Annotated in this window: 20 protein-coding genes; 13 read left to right on the top strand and 7 right to left on the bottom strand. The window is 41.7% G+C overall.

Annotated elements, in window-relative coordinates; translation table 11 throughout:
• Positions 1-19: 19 nt before the first annotated feature.
• A complete protein-coding gene (locus tag NYR17_RS01575; RefSeq protein WP_302505944.1) occupies positions 20-2,209 on the bottom strand; it encodes a TonB-dependent siderophore receptor in 2,190 nt (729 codons plus the stop codon).
• 148 nt (positions 2,210-2,357) lie between these two features.
• Between NYR17_RS01575 and NYR17_RS01580 the strand changes: the two genes are divergently transcribed.
• Positions 2,358-2,999: an MBL fold metallo-hydrolase gene (locus NYR17_RS01580; protein WP_302505945.1), complete on the top strand. Its 642-nt coding sequence runs from the start codon at positions 2,358-2,360 to the stop codon at positions 2,997-2,999.
• A gap of 96 nt (positions 3,000-3,095) precedes the next feature.
• Here the strand turns inward: NYR17_RS01580 and NYR17_RS01585 are convergent, their stop codons facing one another.
• From NYR17_RS01585 to NYR17_RS01610, 6 genes are all read right to left on the bottom strand, one after another.
• The gene (locus NYR17_RS01585) at positions 3,096-3,659 is read right to left on the bottom strand and encodes a thioredoxin family protein (RefSeq protein ID WP_302505946.1); all 564 of its coding nucleotides are present in this window, start codon (positions 3,657-3,659) and stop codon (positions 3,096-3,098) included.
• 2 nt (positions 3,660-3,661) lie between these two features.
• Entirely contained in the window at positions 3,662-4,567 is a 906-nt protein-coding gene (gene miaA, locus NYR17_RS01590) for a tRNA (adenosine(37)-N6)-dimethylallyltransferase MiaA (protein WP_302505947.1), read from the bottom strand.
• Between the two features lie 9 nt (positions 4,568-4,576).
• Positions 4,577-5,488, bottom strand: coding sequence for a cation diffusion facilitator family transporter (locus NYR17_RS01595; RefSeq protein ID WP_302505948.1), 912 nt, complete (start codon positions 5,486-5,488; stop codon positions 4,577-4,579).
• A gap of 1 nt (position 5,489) precedes the next feature.
• Positions 5,490-6,797, bottom strand: coding sequence for a UDP-N-acetylglucosamine 1-carboxyvinyltransferase (gene murA, locus NYR17_RS01600; protein ID WP_302505949.1), 1,308 nt, complete (start codon positions 6,795-6,797; stop codon positions 5,490-5,492).
• Positions 6,798-6,800: 3 nt separating this feature from the next.
• A complete protein-coding gene (locus tag NYR17_RS01605) occupies positions 6,801-7,433 on the bottom strand; it encodes a DUF4290 domain-containing protein (RefSeq protein ID WP_302505950.1) in 633 nt (210 codons plus the stop codon).
• Positions 7,434-7,539: 106 nt separating this feature from the next.
• A complete protein-coding gene (locus NYR17_RS01610; RefSeq protein WP_302505951.1) occupies positions 7,540-8,253 on the bottom strand; it encodes a biotin--[acetyl-CoA-carboxylase] ligase in 714 nt (237 codons plus the stop codon).
• A gap of 78 nt (positions 8,254-8,331) precedes the next feature.
• Between NYR17_RS01610 and rsfS the strand changes: the two genes are divergently transcribed.
• The 12 genes from rsfS to NYR17_RS01670 all read left to right on the top strand — a co-directional run bounded on the left by rsfS (position 8,332) and on the right by NYR17_RS01670 (position 20,353).
• Complete coding sequence (rsfS, locus tag NYR17_RS01615) at positions 8,332-8,697, top strand: ribosome silencing factor (protein ID WP_302505952.1); 366 nt, start codon at positions 8,332-8,334, stop codon at positions 8,695-8,697.
• A gap of 28 nt (positions 8,698-8,725) precedes the next feature.
• A complete protein-coding gene (gene ftsH, locus NYR17_RS01620) occupies positions 8,726-10,756 on the top strand; it encodes an ATP-dependent zinc metalloprotease FtsH (RefSeq protein WP_302505953.1) in 2,031 nt (676 codons plus the stop codon).
• A gap of 131 nt (positions 10,757-10,887) precedes the next feature.
• Positions 10,888-11,484, top strand: coding sequence for an LUD domain-containing protein (locus NYR17_RS01625; RefSeq protein ID WP_302505954.1), 597 nt, complete (start codon positions 10,888-10,890; stop codon positions 11,482-11,484).
• Between the two features lie 11 nt (positions 11,485-11,495).
• A complete protein-coding gene (locus NYR17_RS01630; protein ID WP_302505955.1) occupies positions 11,496-12,374 on the top strand; it encodes a phosphatidate cytidylyltransferase in 879 nt (292 codons plus the stop codon).
• Positions 12,375-12,422: 48 nt separating this feature from the next.
• On the top strand, positions 12,423-13,076 hold the full coding sequence (locus tag NYR17_RS01635; RefSeq protein ID WP_302505956.1) for a phosphatidylserine decarboxylase family protein: 654 nt from the start codon (positions 12,423-12,425) through the stop codon (positions 13,074-13,076).
• Positions 13,077-13,080: 4 nt separating this feature from the next.
• The gene (locus tag NYR17_RS01640) at positions 13,081-14,388 is read left to right on the top strand and encodes a TIGR00341 family protein (protein WP_302505957.1); all 1,308 of its coding nucleotides are present in this window, start codon (positions 13,081-13,083) and stop codon (positions 14,386-14,388) included.
• Between the two features lie 98 nt (positions 14,389-14,486).
• Positions 14,487-15,365 (top strand): DUF6089 family protein, encoded by an 879-nt coding sequence (locus NYR17_RS01645; protein ID WP_302505958.1) that lies wholly within the window; start codon positions 14,487-14,489, stop codon positions 15,363-15,365.
• Positions 15,366-15,372: 7 nt separating this feature from the next.
• On the top strand, positions 15,373-16,119 hold the full coding sequence (locus NYR17_RS01650) for an isoprenyl transferase (RefSeq protein WP_302505959.1): 747 nt from the start codon (positions 15,373-15,375) through the stop codon (positions 16,117-16,119).
• Positions 16,120-16,139: 20 nt separating this feature from the next.
• Complete coding sequence (gene bamA / locus NYR17_RS01655) at positions 16,140-18,686, top strand: outer membrane protein assembly factor BamA (protein WP_302505960.1); 2,547 nt, start codon at positions 16,140-16,142, stop codon at positions 18,684-18,686.
• 24 nt (positions 18,687-18,710) lie between these two features.
• Positions 18,711-19,238 carry an OmpH family outer membrane protein gene (locus NYR17_RS01660; protein ID WP_302505961.1) on the top strand — a complete coding sequence of 176 codons (528 nt, stop codon included), beginning with the start codon at positions 18,711-18,713 and terminating at the stop codon, positions 19,236-19,238.
• Positions 19,239-19,293: 55 nt separating this feature from the next.
• On the top strand, positions 19,294-19,794 hold the full coding sequence (locus NYR17_RS01665; RefSeq protein ID WP_302505962.1) for an OmpH family outer membrane protein: 501 nt from the start codon (positions 19,294-19,296) through the stop codon (positions 19,792-19,794).
• Positions 19,795-19,870: 76 nt separating this feature from the next.
• A complete protein-coding gene (locus NYR17_RS01670; protein WP_302505963.1) occupies positions 19,871-20,353 on the top strand; it encodes an acyl-CoA thioesterase in 483 nt (160 codons plus the stop codon).
• The last annotated feature ends 4 nt before the right edge of the window (positions 20,354-20,357 follow it).

Below are 20,357 nucleotides of genomic sequence, written 5' to 3' on the forward strand. Positions count from 1 at the left end.
AACTTATTTTTAGTGTTTTTTAAAACTGATAATTGAGCTGTACCGCAAAATTTCTTGGGTCGTTTCTGTTGATATAACCGCCTCGGTAGTAGGCATTATAGCCGATAGCGTCCGTTAGGTTGTTCGCGAAAATTTTAACCCCCATATTTTTATAAGTATAGCCTATTTGGGCATTGAGCGTGGTGTAGGCTTTCAGCATAAAAGGCTCTTTATCAGGGACGGTATTGTGGATGATTGGCTTTTGTGTGTATTCATTCACAGGTCTTTCGCCCACATAATAAACGCCACCTCCGAAGTTAAGCCCTCTCAAAAAGCCCTCTCTCACGGTATAGTTAAGCCAGCCATTGGCGGTATGTTTGGCAGCCATCATCGGTCTGGAGCCATTAACATAAGCGGGGCTGTCGTGGTATTGCGCATCAAGGTAGGCATATCCAGCCATCACCTCCAGCTCTGGAAGGATTTTCCCGATGAGGTCTATTTCTACCCCTTTTCTCGTGCGGTTCCCAGCTAAGGCATAGAGATTTTTAATCGGGTTACCGCTATTATCCACCACATTATAAGACAGGTTGTCCATCTTCATATAATAGAGGTTGAGGTTAAACCTTAATTTTTCATCCAACCAATCGGATTTAAAACCGCCTTCCCATTGTTGGGTGGTAGAAGCTCCCACTGTGTTGCCATTTTCCAATAGGCGGTCGTTGCCTCTTAGGCTGGTAATGGTGGTGTAAGAAGCATAAAAATTGATGTTTTCCATCGGCGATAGCATTAACCCTAACGAAGGATCCCAAGCATGTTTTTGTCCCGCTTGATTGTTCCCAAGATATTGGCTGTATCTAACGCCCATAATGGCTTTTACATACTTACCGATATGTATCACCTCTTGCGCTGTAGCCCCAATAATCGGCGATTTTGGACTACTGGTTTCACCAATTTGTTTCAGTTGAGACCAATCAAAATTTTGAGGAAGGTGGTTGTTTACCGTTTGCGTAACATCGATAATATCTACATTGATGAAGTTATTTCTCGGGTTATTATTGGTGCTGTATTGTTTAGAGGTGGTGTAAGACTCTTTCCAGTCAAAGCCCAATTGGAAAGTGTGTTTCAAAATTCCAGTTTGGATGTCTTGCCCAATTAAATCCACTTGGAAGACCTTGCTATGGTCAGAACCGTCGGATATGGAAACGCTCCGCTGGCGCAGATTGTACGCTTGACCTTTTACAGGAGCGAGGCGCCCAGAGGCGTGGCTATTGCTATAATTGTCAGAAGCCATATAAGCTGCGCGCACCTTTAAGAAATCGCCCAATTTCCTATCAATAGCAGTGTAGAAATTCATTGATTTTACTTTGGCTTCATCTGTGGCAAAACCTAAGAATTTATTTTTAGGCAAATCATAAATGGCATAAGTATCATCATCAGCGAGGTTCACTGTGCCTCTGTTGGGCGTTCTTACATCATCAAGGTAGTCCATTTGCACCACAATATTGGTTTTATCATCAGGGCGAAAAGCCGCGGAAGGGTTGATGTAAATTCTTTCGCCTTTCACAAAATCGGCAAAAGAGTGGTTGTTTTGATAAGCGGCATTAAAGCGGATGGCTACTTTTTCATTAGCATCTAACACACGCTGGATGTCCACCGTTGGGCGGTACATCTCCCAGCTGCCATAGCGGAAACCAATGTTAGAAGCATTATAGAACCGTGGGGTTTTGGTCACGAGGTTGATCACGCCACCAGCGGCACCCAGCGCACTCCCAATACCTTGAGTAATGGCTGCAGAACCTCTAATCACTTGGATGCTCTCCACACCTTGCATATCGGTGAGCATAGAGCTGGTGCGGAAATCCGAGTTCATTAATACCCCATTTTTAAGAACGGGTGTTCCTCTATAACCACGGATAGACATACTCTCTGCGCCGCCGCCATAAGTACTGAATAGCACCACACCAGGGATATTTTTGGCGGCATCGGTTACGGTTAGCGCTCCCATTTCTGAAATGGCTTTATCCGAAATAATGGAGATACTTTGAATTTGGTCACGAGGTTGGAGCGGCAGCCTTGTGATGATTTCTAAGCCTTTTTGTTGCTTTTTAGAGGTTCCAAAGAGTTGGACTTCTTCTATATTTTTTCCGTTTTTAATGGTATCCTTGGCGGTTTGAGCCTGCGCAATCCCAAAGCCTAAGACCAATAATGCACAAATGTGTACCTTGTTCATAATCAAATTTTTTCTGCAAAGATATAATTTTTAATCATTCCAAATAGATTTTACAAATGATAATTATCATCAATTTTAAATTAACGATAGAAAAAGGGCTTTATAGAAAAAAAAGACTACCTTTGTGGGCATATAAAATCGTGATGCTATGCTTGCTATACAGCCGTTTATCTTCAATCCTTTTTATGAAAATACTTATGTGGTTTATAATGCATCAGGCGAGGCTTTTTTGATAGACCCAGGGAACCAAACGCCAGAGGAAACACGGCAGCTATCGGATTTTATAGAAGAACATCATTTAAAGATTAAGTATATTCTACTGACCCACGCGCATATAGACCATATTATGGGACTCCAGTGGGCGTATGATACTTACCAAGTGCCAGTACTGATGCACGAAGCCGACCGAGAAATTTTGGAAATGTGCTCATTAACAGCGCAAAAATATGGCGGACAGATGGCAGTGCCACAAGTGGCAATAGACTATTTGAAAGAAGGCGACAAGCTTCAGTTGAGAGAGGCGGTTTTAGAAGTTTTGCACCTGCCAGGGCATTCGCCAGGGAGCATTGGTTTTTATCATCCAGCGGCGCATTGGATTATTTCTGGCGATGTGCTATTCCAAGGCAGTATAGGGCGCACCGACCTTTACAAAGGCGATTATCATCAATTGATAGACAGCATTAAATCTAAACTTCTCAACTTAGCACCACAAACACAAGTGTTCTCTGGGCACGGCGAAGTGACCACCATTGGTTTTGAAAAAGAGCACAATCCATTCTTAGTGGATTAGAATTGCTGCACATTTAATATAAAATCAACAAAAAAACACCCCAATAAAAAAGAGGTGTTTTTTTGCTTTAAAATAAAGCTATATAAAAAGGATAAGTTAAGCTTCTTTCCATTTGATATTACAGCCTAAACTTGGCTTTTGTAAGTCCTCTTGAGGCTGACCAGCCAAAAGATTTTCAAACGCGATGATGAGGTCCTCCCCAGTGACTTCATTTTGGTTGCCAGGGCGAGCATCATCCATCTGTCCGCGGTAGACCAAATCTAATTTATCATCAAAGAAATAAAAATCTGGAGTACAAGCGGCATCATACGCTTTCGCAATGGCTTGGCTTTCATCATAAAGATAAGGGAAATGCACGCCGTGCTCCTCCGCAAAATCTGGCATCAACTCTGGCGAATCGGCAGGGTAGTTGAGCACATCGTTGGAGTTAATAGCGATAAATTCTATACCTTTGGCTTTGTAATCATCATAAAGTTCTGCCAGTTGGTCTATCACATGAACCACAAAAGGACAGTGGTTGCACATAAAAATTACCAGTGTTCCTTTTTCCCCTTTCAGGTCTTCTAAAGACTGTATTTCGTTGTTTTTTGCAGGGTTAGGAAGTTCAAAAAAAGGCGCTTTAGTGCCTAAAGCGAGCATATTAGAGGGTGTTCTTGCCATTTTTATCGAATTGATTGGAGCAAAGATAATAAATTTTTATCAGAATAGAGGTAGGGCAGCTCGGCATCTATCGCTAATTTGCGGTTCCAAGTCAGCTGGCGTTTGGCGTAGCGCCGAGAGTTTTTCTTGATTTCGGAAATGGCAAAATCCCAATCCCAAGTGCCGTTAAGGTATTGAAACAACTCTCTATAGCCCACAGTTTGTAGCGCCACGAGGTGTTGTAGAGGCTCTAATGCTCGTACCTCTTCTAAAAGCCCTTGGGTTATCATATGCTCCACGCGTTGGTTAATGCGCTGATAGACCACCTCCCGAGGGGCAGAAATCTGAACTCTAAAAGTTTTGAAATCCCGCTGTGATGGCTTTTTCGCTATGATTTTGGAATAAGGTTCTCCCGTTTGCCAGATGATGTCTATCGCACGCAAAAGCCGCCGTGGATTGTGAAAGTCTACAGTTTGGTAATACGCAGGGTCTAAGGTGCTGAGTAGATTTTGTAAGGCTTCTATTCCTTCGGTTTTTAAGAGATGCTCTAATCGGTGTTGATGTTCTGCATTGGCTTCTGGGAGCGTGTTTAATCCTTCTACTACAGCTTTTTCATACATCCCGCTGCCGCCTACCATCACCACTACGGAATGGCTTTCAAAAAGTTCGGATAATTTTGCCAAAGCATCTACTTCATATTGCCCGATGGAATAATTTTCCGCTACAGAGCGGTGCCCAATAAAATGATGCGGTGCTTCGGAAAGTTCTTCCGCTGTGGGTGCTGCCGTACCAATAGGCATTTCTCTAAAAAACTGCCGAGAGTCACAAGAGATAATTTCGGTTTGGTAGTGCTGAGCCATTTTAATCGCCAGTTTGGTTTTGCCAATGGCGGTAGGTCCAATGATAGAAATGAGCGTTTTCTGTTGCACGATACAATTTTATTTTGATGCCGAACAATGGTCGTCAGAATGATAAGGTGGCGTTTCAATTTCGATGGTGCTATGCTGGATGTTGAAATGCTCCAACTCGTGCTTGACTTGGTTTTTTAACGCTTGCAAAGCTTCATCAGAAAAATAGTTTTTTACCACCAAATGCCCTGTTAGAGCGTTTTCTGTGGTGCTCAGTGCCCAAATGTGAATATGGCGAAAGTCTGCCACGCCGTCTATGTTTTTAATGGTGGTTTGGATTTTTTCAATCTCAATATCATCAGGAATGCCATCCATCGCCAGCCTAAAACTGGATTTGAGCAACTGCCAAGTGCTGACCAACACAACAATAGCGATGATAATGCTGACCACCCCATCTACCCAATACCAGTGCGTGAACATCACCAAAATGCCCGCAAGAACCACGCCCAAAGACACCAAAGCATCTGCCACCAAATGCAGATAAGCGCTTTTAACATTAAGGTCTTGGTCTTTATTGCTCATAAATAAATAGGCAGTAATGCTGTTGATGAGAATTCCAATAAAGGCGACAATGGCCACGGTTTTCCCTGCGATGGGTTGCGGCGTGTTCAGCCTTATAATGGCTTCGTAGATGATGCCGCCCACGGCAAAAAGCAAAATAATCGCATTAAATAAAGAGGCTAAAATGGTAGATTTTCGGTAGCCGTAAGAGTAGCGTGGCGTAGATTTTACCTTTGCTAATTTAAATGCCAATAGAGACAGCGCCAAGCTTGCCACATCGCTTAAGTTATGTCCAGCATCTGATAACAGAGCCAGAGAATCGGTGTAGAAACCCACCGCCACCTCGATGATCACAAAGCCCATATTGAGGATAATCCCAATGATAAAAGCCCGATTGACCACCGTGGCGGTGTGCGTGTGATGATGGTGCTGGTGTCCCATATTATATGCGTTCTATATCGGCACCTAAGGCTTTTAGTCTGCCATCAATATTTTCGTAGCCTCGGTCTATTTGTTCTATATTATGAATGATGGATTTTCCCTCGGCAGAGAGCGCCGCGATGAGCAAAGCATTCCCCGCACGGATGTCTGGTGAGGTCATCACGGTGCCTCTAAGCGGTGTTTCTTGGTTGAGCCCAATAACGGTGGCGCGGTGCGGGTCGCATAAGATGATCTGCGCTCCCATATCGATGAGTTTATCCACGAAAAATAACCTTGATTCAAACATTTTTTGATGAATGAGCACGCTGCCTTTGGCTTGGGTAGCCACGACCAAAATAATGGAAAGTAAATCTGGCGTGAAGCCTGGCCATGGCGCATCAGACACCGTGAGGATGGAGCCATCAATAAACTTTTGTACGCGGTAATGCTCTTGTGCAGGGATGAGAATGTCATCTCCACTTTTTTCTAATTGGATGCCTAATTTTCTGAAAACACTCGGGATAACGCCCAACTGGTTCCAGTGTACATCTTTAATGGTGATTTCGGACTTGGTCATAGCGGCAAGACCTATCCACGAGCCTATTTCCACCATATCAGGGAGCATCGTGTGCTCGGTGCCGTGGAGGTGAGACACGCCCTCTATGGTCAGTAGGTTAGAGCCGATGCCAGAAATCTGCGCCCCCATACGGTTGAGCATTTTGCAGAGCTGTTGTAGGTAAGGCTCGCAGGCGGCGTTGTAAATTCGGGTTTTGCCTTGTGCCAGCACGGCAGCCATAATGATATTTGCTGTTCCCGTTACAGAGGCTTCTTCTAACAAAATAAATTTGCCGTGCAAAGAGGCGGCTGTTAGGCTATAGAAGCTTTCTTCTTCATTAAACTGAAAGCTGGCGCCGAGTTCTACAAAACCTTGGAAGTGGGTATCTAACCGCCGTCTGCCTATTTTGTCGCCGCCAGGGGTTGGCATATAAGCCTCGCCGAAGCGTGCCAACATAGGACCGAGGAGCATAATGGAGCCTCTGAGTTTGGCGCCTTCTTTTTTAAATTCTTTGGATTTGAGGTAATCAAAGTTGAGTTTGTCGGCTTGGAAGGTAAAATCTCCAGCGCCATTTTTGGTGACTTTAACGCCTAAATCTCTTAGAATATCGATGAGTTTATTAACATCTTGTATATCTGGGATGTTTTTGATCCTTACCTCTTGGTCTGTTAGAAGTACGGCACAGAGGATTTGTAAGGCTTCGTTTTTGGCGCCTTGTGGGGTAATTTCGCCGTGGAGTTGTTTTCCTCCTCTAATTTGAAAAGAGCCACTCATTGCTTATTTTCTATTTTTATGTTTGGTGTTGTTGTTATGGTTGTATCTTCGTTTGTTGTTTTTCTGGTTTCTATTGTGGTTGTTATTGTAATAGATTTTACTTTTTTCCAGCGCTTCTATGTTGGTCAGGTCTAAACGATTTTCGGACAGCTCTTTTAGGTGGCGAAAAATCACGGCATCTTCCACATGCTCTTTATTATAGACATTGTAAGATTTTTTCATATTGTTGGCAATGACCTCTATCAGAGCATCTTTTTCATCGCCTTCTTCTAATTCTAAAGCCCGTTCTATGAGCTGCAGGATGCTTTTTCCGTAGAATTTATAGTCGCCTTGTAGTTTGGGGTAATCCATTTTTTTCGGCTTCTGGTGGAGTTCTTCCAAAGTGGGGAAAGGGTATGGTGATTCTACATCTAAATCATAACCTGATAAAATATAGAGGTGGTCCCAGAGTTTGTGCACATAGTTTTCCTCATCTCTAAGGTGCGGATTTCTCACGCCCATAAAGTTGATGATTTCATAAGCCATAGCTGTGCGAGCCTCTCGTGTAGGCTGTTGTTTACAGTGGGCAACCAGTTCTTGTATAATTCTGCCGTACTCTGGCATATACAGAGGCGGTCTTTCGGTATTATATTCCATAGGTGCAAAGATAGAAAATTTAAAAATAGGTTAGGCGTTTCGGTTTTTTAATTAAAATGAAGTTAAGGATAAACGAGGGCGAGCGCCTTTCCCATCGGGCAATCCATCAATACAAAAGCGAAATTTCTTTATGATAAAAAGCTTGTAGCTCGGGGGCGTTTTCTAATTGAATCCAAAGGTAGCCGTTTTCATCCGCTTGTTGGATAATGCCATTTTGTCTGATTCCGTTTTTTTCAAATACCGCTACTTGCCCTTTTTTATACAGATGTTTATTAAAATCAGCCAAGATTGCCTCTTGAGAGGTTGTCTCACTGATGCATCGGCTAAAAAACTCAAAAAAAGCGGTTGCCAACTGATGTGGATTGTACTTTTGTTGGGTTTGGGTGTAGAGAGAACCCGCTTTGGTAATATCTTGAAAATCATCTTGTAAAACATTGATGCCGATGCCGATAATCAAATGCTGATGTTTTTGCTCTAAGAGGATGCCGCAGATTTTTTTATGTTTCAAAATGATGTCGTTCGGCCACTTAATATCGGGTTGCACATCAGTCAAATTGGCAATAAAATCCCTTAAAATAACAGCGGTATAGTAATTGATGAGAGAGAGGTTGTGGCTAAAAGTTTGAGGATTAACCGCAAAACTCATCGCAATGTTCTGGTCTTCTTGGCTCTGCCAAGTGTTGCCATACTGCCCTTTGCCGCGTTTTTGCCTTAGGGTGTAGAGGGCTAAAATCTCGCCTTGTCTTAGCGGAGGATTAAGCAAGTGGATGATTTCATCATTTGTAGAAGAACACTCGGGAATGTGGAGGAGTCTTGGCATTCGTTAAAAATTAAAGCCACTAAAATAGACAAAAATTCAAGAAAAAACAATAATTTTGCAGACCATACATTTAATTAAATGAATAATACAAACGAAAAGCAACAACTTCTGATAGACACCATCGTAGGCGCTATACAAGATACGAAAGGCGAAGATATTCAAATCCTTAACCTGACCCAGATCGAAAATGCTGCCGCAGATTATTTCATTATTTGCAGTGGTAATTCGAACACGCAAGTCGCCGCCATTGCTGGGAATATAGAAAAAACCGTGAGAAACGAACTCAAAGAACGCCCTTGGCATACGGAAGGTACGGAAAATGCACTATGGGTTCTGGTGGACTATGTGTCTGTGGTGGTGCATGTGTTCCAAAAGCACATCAGAGATTATTATGAGATAGAAGAACTTTGGGGCGATGCCGAAGTGACCAAAATTGAAGATTAAGAATAATTGATATAATTAAAATTGAACAATGAAAAAAGAAAATAAAGGGTTTAATTGGTTTTATCTGTTGGTATTAGCAGCCTTGGGCGCATTATTTTTGCCTAAGCTCTTCTCATCAACGAACACCAAAAGCATCAATGAAGACGCCTTTTTCCAGATGATGAAAGAAGGAAAAGTAGAAACTTTGGTGCTGATGAAAGACACCCAAGAGGGCGAGGTTTTCTTAACCAAAGAAGCCAAAGCCGCCTCTAAAACCACAACCAAATCATCAGAAAATCCGTTGATGGCACTGCAGCCCGCACCAGACTATCAGTTTAAGTATGGGGATTTGCAGTACTTCCAGCAACGGTTTAGCGAGGTAAAAAAGGAAAATCCGCAAATTACCACCGCAATAGATTTTGACAATTCAGACTCTCCAATGCAAGGCTTTTTAGTGCAAGCCATATTCTGGTTAGCGCTAATGTCGCTCTTCTATTTCGTTATTTTTAGAAAAATGATGGGCGGAAGCGGCGGCGGAAGCCAGATTTTTAACATCGGAAAATCAAGAGCCAAATTGTTTGATGAGAATGATAAAGTACAAGTGACTTTTAAAGATGTGGCAGGTTTAGAAGGCGCCAAAGAAGAGGTGCAAGAAGTGGTAGATTTTCTTAAAAATTCTGAAAAATACACCAAATTAGGTGGTAAAATTCCGAAAGGGGTACTTTTAGTAGGGCCTCCAGGAACAGGGAAAACCCTATTGGCAAAAGCCGTAGCGGGCGAGGCTAAGGTGCCATTTTTCTCATTGTCGGGTTCAGATTTTGTGGAAATGTTTGTGGGCGTAGGTGCCTCACGGGTGCGAGATTTATTTGCGCAAGCCAAAGCCAAGTCACCAGCCATCATCTTCATTGATGAGATTGATGCCATTGGTAGAGCCAGGGGTAGAGGCGCTATTACTGGTGGAAATGATGAACGCGAAAATACCCTCAACCAACTCTTGACCGAGATGGATGGTTTCGGGACTGATACCAATGTGATTGTGATGGCAGCCACCAATCGCGCCGATATTTTAGATAAAGCTTTAATGCGTGCTGGGCGTTTTGACCGCTCTATTTATGTGGACTTGCCAGAACTGCACGAGAGAAAGCAAATTTTCAATGTTCACTTGGCTAAGATTAAATTAGACTCATCGGTAGATGTGGAATTTTTAGCCAAACAAACACCAGGGTTTAGCGGGGCAGACATTGCCAATGTGTGTAATGAAGCGGCGCTGGTTGCAGCAAGAAATGGCCATGAAGCGGTAGAGAAACAAGATTTCTTAGATGCTGTAGATAGAATTATCGGAGGTTTGGAAAAGAAAAATAAAGCTATAAAACCATCGGAAAAGAAAAGGGTGGCGTTCCACGAGGCAGGCCACGCCAGTGTAAGTTGGCTGTTAGAGCACGCTGCACCATTGCTCAAAGTGACCATTGTACCGAGAGGGCGCTCGTTAGGGGCGGCTTGGTACTTGCCAGAAGAGCGACAACTGACCACTACCGAGCAAATGTTGGATGAAATGTGTGCGACTTTGGGTGGTAGAGCGGCGGAAGAAGTGGTCTTCGGTACCATTTCTACAGGTGCCCTGTCCGATTTAGAGCGTGTAACTAAGCAAGCGCAAGCCATGGTAACCATCTACGGATTGAGCAAAAAAGTGGGGAACATCTCTTATTATGATAGCTCAGGGCAGCAAGAATACAGTTTCGGTAAGCCTTATTCTGAGGAAACAGCAAAGATGATAGATGAGGAAATCTCGGAAATTATAGAAAAGCAATACCAAAGAGCGGTGGAAATCCTTAGGAATAACAGAGATAAGTTAGATGCTTTGGCAGAAAAACTTTTGGAGAAAGAAGTGATTTTCAGAGAAGACTTGGAGGCTATTTTTGGGAAAAGAGCGTGGGATCCAGAGTTGACAGAAGCGCCTGTGACCAATGTGGTAGAAGGGCAATTGAACCAAGAAGAAGTGCCCGCTTCCTCAAACGAAACCCCTCAGGTGGATACGCCAGAAGAAGGAAATGTAACTGATAATCAGAATGTAACAGGATAGATTTAATAATCGGCTTTAGGAATGCTGAAGCCTATACGATAATAAATCCCGATATTTTTCGGGATTTATTTTTTTATGCTTTGTATATAATAAATATTTATTATTTTTGTTGTTTATTAAAACCCAATGCGTTGAGTTGGATTAAAAACATAGTTAATAAATTTTTTAACCCAGAAACGGAACCCTCTAAGCCAGATGTTATTGGCTTAGGGAACCAATTGAGTTCGGCAGATTTAGACTATAAATTTGCCCAATTGTTTACGCACGCAGGTGGGGTGTTTAATTATTGTGAAAACGAGGCAGAAGCGCTGCAAGTGCTGGCAAGCATTATAAAAGTGGAAGATTTGAAATCTATTTTCTGTTGGGATGAAGATTTAAAAAACTTCCTTAATGTTATTAAAACGCCTTATACCGAAGATTTAGAACTGTTTAATGATGCCGCTTTTATCACTTGTGAGTATCTCATTGCATATGATGGTAAGGTGATGCTCTCTCATCAAAATATTAAACATTACAGCTCTGCCAAATTACCGAATAAGATTATCATTATGGCTACTGTATCTCAGATTGTTACCAACTTAGCCGAGGCGATGATGAAAATCAAAAGGAAAAAAGCCGCCCTTAAAAACCTGACTTCCATTAGTGGCAGTGGTGCGGATTTAGATGGCTTAGCCAAAGGCAATACCAAACTTTTCTTACTTTTATTAGAAGACCAAGAACCCTCTTAAATCATTTTATTTTGGATAAAAATTTAATACAGCGTATCATTTTCGGATTAGTATATGCCTTGGTTATTACGGCTTGTACTACGCCATATGGCGCTCAAGTGATCAATAATATTGCGGGAACGCAGGTGGTTTTTCCAGAATATCTTTATTTTGGGCTGATGAGTTTTTTCCTTTTTGTGGGTGTTTGGGAGTGCGTTAGGATAATGAAGTTTGATGCCTCGTTTTGGAAATGGCTGGTGCTGCCCGCAGTGCTGGTGGTGTATTACCGCTTTGCCCATAAATATTTTTATAGCGGTTTTTATGCACAAATCAAACTTTCGGAAATTTTAGGGCTTTCACTATTGCCGATTGCGGCGGTTACGCTCTTCCGCTATCCTAAGGAGCTTTATTATGAAAATGGAAAATTCATTTTTACGGTGGTTTATACCGCCATTCCTTTTAGTTTTGCTTTGGGGCTGCCTCATTTTATTTCGGGGATTCCAGAAACTTTCTCTACCGAAGTGTTTTGGCTATTTGTGCTCATTTGGAGTAGTGATTCCTTCGCGTATATTTTTGGAAGGTGGTTAGGAAAACACAAAATGGCACCGAAAATCAGTCCTAAAAAAACTTGGGAAGGCTACATCGGTGGGTTGGTTTGTACTCTTATTTTGGGTTATATTATTGAAATCAATATGCCAGATTTAAAAGGCAATTGGATAGTGGTGGGCGGTTTAGTAGCGCTATTTGCACCGTTGGGAGATCTGTTAGAAAGTCAGTTGAAAAGAACTTTTGGCATAAAAGACAGCGGCAATATCATACCTGGGCATGGCGGCGTTTTGGACCGTTTGGATAGTTTTATGGTCTGTGCGCCAGTGGTGTATTTGTATTTTGCGCTATCATCACTTTTTTAATTGATTTTCATCACTTTAATAAAAAATATTAAGAAATAAAAAACGATAATGAAATTACACAGAGAATCTAAAGGAACCTTATTGGTGGCAGGAATCAGCATTGCGGTATTGAGTGTGTTAGCCATCAGGTATTTGGCGCTATGGTCGTTGGTGGTGATTATTCCGATGTTTGTCATTTTAGGGCTTATCCTTTGGTTTTTTAGAGTGCCGAACCGAACAATTTTAGAGCATAAAGAAAATGTAATTGCTCCTGTAGATGGCAAGGTGGTAATGATTAAAGAGGTGGAAGAAAATGAATTTCTAAAAGAAAAGTGCCTCCAAATTTCTATTTTTATGTCGCCGCTCAATGTTCATATTTGTCGCTATCCCGTGAGTGGCAAGGTCATTTATAAAAAATACCACCCAGGGAAATATTTGGTGGCGTGGCACGAAAAGTCATCTACGGATAACGAGCGCACCTCGGTGGCGATAGAAACGGCAACCCAGCACAAAGTGCTTTTCCGACAGATTGCAGGCTATGTGGCACGCCGTATTGTGTTCTATTGTAACGAAGGCGACGAGGCTAAAGCTGGGCACGAATTTGGCTTTATAAAATTTGGCTCAAGGATGGATGTCTTTTTGCCTTTAGATACTGAAATTTACTGTAAAATAGGTGATAAAACCAAAGGTGGATTAGATGTTATCGCCAAATTAAAAATATAAAACAATGGTGAGAGAGCGGTTGCAGAAGCTAATAGAGGTATTTAGCTTAATATCACAAAAGGAAACCTTTGATACCGTAAAAGAAAATGTAGCGGCAAGCATTCCTTTTAAGGGGACCAATTTGTGGATTTTGATTTTTGCTATTTTCATTGCGTGCTTAGGGCTTAATATGAACTCTACTGCGGTGATTATCGGTGCGATGTTAATTTCCCCACTGATGGGACCTATTATGGGCATCGGTTTTTCTGTGGGCATTAACGACCCGTGGATGCTTAGAGATGCCATTAAAAATTATGCCTTTGCCACAGGCGTGGGCTTGGTGACCTCTACCATTTACTTCCTCATCTCTCCGATTGATGATGCCTATTCTGAAATTTTAGCCCGTACCTCGCCGAATATTTATGATGTGCTGATTGCCTTTTTTGGCGGCGCGGCAGGTTTTGTGGCAACTTGTAGTAAACTCAAAGGGAATGTGATCCCTGGGGTGGCTATTGCCACAGCGCTCATGCCGCCACTCTGTACTGCAGGCTTCGGCTTGGCGACAGGCGAGTTCAGCTTCTTCTTTGGGGCGCTTTATCTTTACCTGATCAATACGGTTTATATTGCGGTGGCTACCTTTATCATTCAGAAAATATTGGGCTTTCCGCAGTACCATTTCAAAGATGAAAAAATAGAAAAGCGCTCCCAGAAAATTATGTGGGCATTGGTGATTTTAACCCTCATCCCGAGTACCTATTTTGGGTATGTTATGGTGAATAAAAATAAATTTGAGCAAGATGCCTCTCGTTTCATCAATACCGAAGCCATTTTCCCGAACAACTTCCTTTTGAATAAGAAAATCAATTACGAAGATAAGGCTTTAGAACTGACCTATGGCGGGGAGAAATTAGATGAAAAAAGCAAAAAAATGTTGGAGGAAAAAGCCCTCAATTACGGTTTAGATGGTGTGAAAATCATTATTAAACAAGGGTTTAATTTTATCCCGTCGAATGGTGCGGCTAATGCGGTTCCTGCCAATAATGATGCTGAGCAACAACTCAAAAAAATGCTCGTAATGCGCAGCGACAGTTTGAAGGCACAAGCCCAGCAAGTTAAACAATTGTATAGAGAGCTTAAAGTTCAGAATATCAATATTAAAGAAGTGGCTTTTAGCAAAATGGATGAAGCCAAAGACACCACCATAATCAAGAAAAATGTGATGGTCATCGGTACGGATAAACCACTGCGAGAGGAGGAAAGAAAACAGTTGGACAGATGGCTTAAAATCAGAGTGAATGATGACAAGGTGCGGATTATTTATTATACAGAATAGCCGAAATGTGTTTTTTAACGCTTTTTTAAGACAAGGCTATATTTAAAAATTTTATATTTGCACATTGTTTATTATCTGTTAATGAAACAATTATTTTTATGAGAACAAGAATTCTTAGCGTTTTATGCCTCATTAGCACCTTTGTTATGTCTTTTGGACAAAGGCATGAGTTGGGCTTGCAAATAGGTGCCACCAATCTGGTGGGGGATATAGGGCGCACCAATTATGTCTTACAAAAACCGATGTCGCTTACTCATATATCAGAATTCGGAGTTCCTTTTTATTTCGGTGCTTTATACCGAATGAATTTTAACCCATACCAAACGCTAAGATTTAATTTAGGCTATGTCAATATTCAGTTTAACGACCAATTAGCACAAGAAAACTACCGAAACCAAAGGCATAACTACGGTGCCAATAGTTTATATATGGCGGAAGCTTTGTTTGAATACAACTTTCTTCCCATCAATAATGAGCAAAAAACACCGATGTTCAGCCCTTATTTGTTCGCAGGTATAGGCGGGATGATGTATTCCACTACGCAACACACTTTAGACTATGGCAATACCCCAATGGTAGATGCTTCGGGGGATTTTGTACCACCAACAGATACCCCAGACATCAAAAAAAAGATGAACAACAGTCTAACGGTTGCAGTGCCCTTTGGTGTTGGTTTGAAGTATAAATTCAATTACAATTGGACGATTTTCGGCGAGTTTACCTTCCGCCCTACATTCTCCGACAATTTGGATTATAGCCATTTATCAGAAAAACAAGTGAAAATCATCTATGATAAAGAAGCCGTAGCCGCCATAAGAGGGGCTAAGAAATACCTTACCAAAGATGAAATTAATCAATTGATAACCCCTTATTTAGAAGCCAACCGCGTGGGCAACTTGCAGTCCAAAGATTGGGCAAATAGCATTACCTTAGGGATTTCTTATTCCTTTGGGCGTCCACCGTGTTATTGTGATTAAAATAGAGATGTCAGAAATAAAAAACAAAATCAATAGAGCGCAGTTGCCGCAGCATGTTGCCATTATTATGGATGGCAATGGGCGCTGGGCAAAATCCAGAGGCGAGCATAGAACTTTTGGGCATAAAAGTGCCATAAAAGCCGTTCGTAATGCCATCAATGCGTGCAACGAAATTGGGGTGCCTTACCTCACCCTCTACACCTTCTCCACAGAAAATTGGGGGCGCCCATCTGATGAGGTAGATACTCTGATGAGCCTCCTCTCCGAAACTTTGCTCCAAGAAGCAGAAGAGATTTTTTCTAAAGGCTTGAGAATGCATGTGATTGGGGATATAGACCGCCTCCCAGCTATGGTTAGAGACCAGTTGATGAATGTGGTAGAGCTGACCAAAGAGAATACCAATGGTAATTTAGTATTGGCACTGAGCTACGGCTCCAGACACGAAATCTTGAAAGCCGTACAACAGATAGCGAAGCAAGCAAAAAATGGCGAGATAGCACCAGAAGAAATTACCGAGGATACCATAGCTCAGCACCTTTATACCAAAGAGATTCCAGATGTAGATTTGCTCATCAGAACCAGCGGCGAGGTGCGCATTAGTAATTTCTTGCTTTGGCAAATAGCCTACGCCGAGTTGCAATTTTTAGACATCTTGTGGCCAGATTTTACAAAAGATGATTTTTTCCAATGCATCGTAGATTATCAAGCCAAAGAAAGGCGCTACGGCAAAACCAGTGAACAGATAAACCCTTAAAATAAAGAATCCATTTTATCATGAGATATAAATTTTTACCCGTCCTATTTTTTGCAGCTACAGCCTATTTGTATGGACAGAACACCCCAGAAGTGCCGCAGACCGTATCTACGGAAACTACAGCGCAACTGCCTGCCACAGATGGTCCTTATATTCTGAAGGACATCGTGATCGATGGGGCTAAAAAATACAGTGCCGATCAAGTCCTCAGATTCACAGGACTGCGGAAAGGCGAAATGGTGGAAGTGCCAGGACAAAAAATCAGTGAAGCCATTAAAAAACTTTGGAACTCGGAGTATTTCTCTGAGGTAGAAGTTTATGTGCAGAGCATAGAAGGGCAGAATATTGTGCTCAGATTTCTTTTAGAAGACCTTAAAGACCTCGGCGAGGTAAAAGTGGTTGGGGTAGATAAGAAAGTCAGTAAGTCTAAGGCGGAAAAAATCATCAAAGATAACCACCTGAAACCAGGCATTAAAATCACCAATGACCTCATTTCTTCCGTTAAGCATAATGTTGCGAAACAATATGTGGACAAAGGCTTTGCCGATGCCAAAGTCGCTATTAAAAACCAACCCAATCCCAAAGATACCAATATGATGGATTGGACCATAGAGGTGCAGCGCGGCAAACGGATCAAGATAGACCATATAGAGTTTGAAGGCAATGATAATGTGAGCGATGCTAAATTGAGAAAAAAAGCCTTCAAAGAAACCAAGCAAAAACGCTTCTTGTTAGGAATTTTCAAACCATCACGCTTCATTAAAGAGAAGTACGAAGAAGACAAGAAAAATTTGGTTAATTATTACAACTCGTTAGGGTATAGAGATGCCACCATTGTTGCGGATTCTGTATGGCGCAACAAGAACAACAATTACGAAATTAAAGTCAAACTGAACGAAGGTAAAAAATACTACATCGGCGATATTAGTTTCGTGGGGAATACCGCTTATACTACAGAGTTTTTACAAAAAGTTTTGGGCTATAAAAAAGGCGACATCTACGATGCTGTGGGCTTTAACAAGAAAGTAGGCGAAGACGGCGGTAAAGAAGATGATTCTGACATCCGCTCCGTTTATCTTAATAATGGTTATCTCTTCTCGCAAGTTACCCCAGTGGAAAAAGCGGTAAAAGGCGACACCATAGACTTGGAAATCCGCATTAAAGAAGGCGAAAAAGCCACTTGGGATAGAGTCACTTGGAGTGGCAATACCACCACGCACGACCATGTGATTCTCCGCTCATTACAAACCCGCCCTGGGGATTTGTTCTCCAAACGAGACCTCAGAGGGACTATGTTTGATTTAGCGGGAATGCAATTCTTTGATCCACAACAAATTAAACAAGATATTAAACCTGACCCAACCAATAACACGGTAGATATCAACTGGAGTTTGGTAGAAAAAGGCTCATCACAAGTGCAGTTGCAGGCGGGCTATGGGGGAAATTCCTTCATCGGGACTTTAGGTTTAACATTTAACAACTTCTCACTAAAAAATTTCTTGAGAGGTAAGGACTTTAAGCCAGTACCTCAGGGTGATGGGCAGGTGCTTTCGTTACAAGCGCAAGCTGGGCAATATTTCCAAAATTATAGCATTGCCTTCACAGAGCCTTGGCTATTCGGAAGCCGTCCTACAGCGCTTTCGGTGGGGCTTAACCATTCCAGAGTGAAATATACAGATTATGATGGCGCCGCACAGAAACTCAATATCTTTTCTGCCAGCGTAGGTTTAAATAGAAGGTTATTATGGCCAGATCAATATTTCTCACTATATACTGGCGTTTCTTACCAAGGTTATGATTTCCAGAACTATCCATTCCAGTTCGGTACAGAGCAGGTGAATAATGGTACGGCGAACAATTTCAGTTTTAATATTTCATTAAGCCGAAATTCCGCAGGATACGACCCTATTTTCCCTACCCAAGGGTCTAATATAGAAGCATCTTTGAAGTTTACACCGCCATATTCTGCCTTTAATAATAAGGATTACGCCAATCTATCTTCGGCAGAAAAATACAAGTGGTTAGAGTTCTACAAAATCAAGTTAAAAGCGGATACTTATAACACGGTTATTGGCAAGCTCGTGCTGCGTTCTACGGCAGAAATGGGTTTTATGGACGGTTATAACAAAGTATTGGGCGCACCACCATTTGAAAGATTTTACTTAGGTGGAACGGGACTTTTCGGAGGTAGATATGATGGTAGAGAACTCATTCCGTTGCGTGGTTATGAGAACGCCTCTACTTACGGAGGGCTTTCCGAAGATGTAACGCCAGTGGGCGGAGGTACGCTCTACAACCGTTTTGCGGTGGAGCTAAGATATCCAATCTCTATGAACCAAACGGCGAAAATCTATGCTTTAACCTTTGCAGAAGGTGGTAACACTTGGAATGGCTTTTCATCTTACAATCCGTTCCAGTTGAAGCGTTCCGTAGGTTTAGGGATTAGAGTTTATATGGGAGCCTTTGGGCTTATCGGTTTTGATTTTGCTTATGGCTTTGATAGCACATTGGGCAACCAACAGCCATCAGGATGGAAAACCCACTTCCTAATGAACCAATCATTATAATAAAACGAATTAAAAAGATTAAAAATGAAATACATTAAACATATCATTGGGCTGGTTTTATTTTTAGGCTACTTTGGCGTGGCTTCAGCCCAGAAAATCGGTGTGGTGGATACCCAATATATCCTTGAAAAATTACCACAATACAAAGCCGCAGAGTCTCGGCTAAGTGCTCAGGTGAAAACTTGGGAGACCGAAATTAGCCAACTCCAAAGCGAGTACGAAACTAAAAAAGCCGCCTTGGAGAATGAAAAAGTCCTCCTCATTGGGGAGCAACTTAAACAAAGGGAAAAAGAGGTTGCGGATTTAGAACAAAGCCTAAAAACCTTGATTACCAAAAGATTTGGCACCGATGGCGAAATCAATCAGCTTCGGGTTTCTTTGGTTAAGCCCTTCCAAGATCAGATTTGGAATGCCATAAAAACCGTTAGCGAAAAAAGCAGCTTGGGCATAGTTCTTGATAAAGGTAACGCCGCAAGTGTTCTTTTTCTTGATAAAAAATACGATTATACAGATAAAGTGTTAGATGTATTACTGAAAAATCAGAAAAAATAAGTATAATTGCAACTTAAATAGAAAACAATAAAAAATTAAAATTTAAACAATCATTATGAAAAAATTAAGCGTATTATTTGCAGCAGTAGCTATGATGTTCACTTTCGGTAACGCTAAAGCACAAAAGATTGCCACTATGGATTTAGCGGGAATCATCAATGCGATGCCAGAAAAGAAAAAAGCCGATGAGCAACTTCTATCTACTTTTAAAGTAAAGCAAGCCGAAATAGAAAAACAAGCCAAAGCTTGGCAAGACGAAGTAGCCGCTTACCAAAAAGGCGCTGCAGCGATGACAGAAGCTCAGAGATCTGCAAAAGAGCAAGAACTCCAAAAGAAACAACAGAACTTGCAGCAATTATCAGAGCAAGCACAGAAAGATTATGCTGAAAAGCAACAAGCCGCTTATGCGCCTATCGACAAAAAATTAATGGACGCTACTGAGAAAGCCGCTAAAGCGAACGGTTGGGATTTCATCTTTGATGCCAACACCGTGGGGCTTATCTACAAAAATGGCGCAGACGCTACTGCAGCTGTTAAAAAAGAATTAGGACTTTAATCTTTTTTAGAAAACCTACTTTAAAACCACTCTTATCGGGTGGTTTTTTTAATCATCAACCTTTAAAAATCCACTTATGCTCAAAGAATTTTCATCACTGGTAAAAATAAGATTTTCGGATTGCGACCCTTTGGGGCACCTCAATAATGTGAAGTATTTGGAATATATGCTCAACGCTCGGGAAGACCATGTGGAAGAGCACTATGGCTTCACTTACGAAGCCTACGCCCGCGAGCACGGCTGCACTTGGATTGCCATAGAAAACCAAATAGCCTACCTTAAAGAGGTGAGAGCCAACCAGAAAGTCCACATCACGAGTAAAACCATCGCGATAGATGACAGAACGGCTACAGTAGAGCTTTTGATGAAAGATGAACAACAGAAAAAACTCCACGCTGTCCTCTGGATTAAGGTGATTTATTTCAACCTCAAAACCCGAAAATCAGAGCTACAACCTAAGGAAATCTTGGAACAGTTTGGACATTTTTTAGTGGAAATTCCAGAGACTTCTTTTCAAGAAAGAGTATTGGCGTTGAGAAAGAAAAACCGTGAGCATTAAACCA

The sequence above is a fragment of the Riemerella columbina genome, from assembly GCF_030517065.1.
GTDB lineage: Bacteria > Bacteroidota > Bacteroidia > Flavobacteriales > Weeksellaceae > Riemerella > Riemerella columbina_A.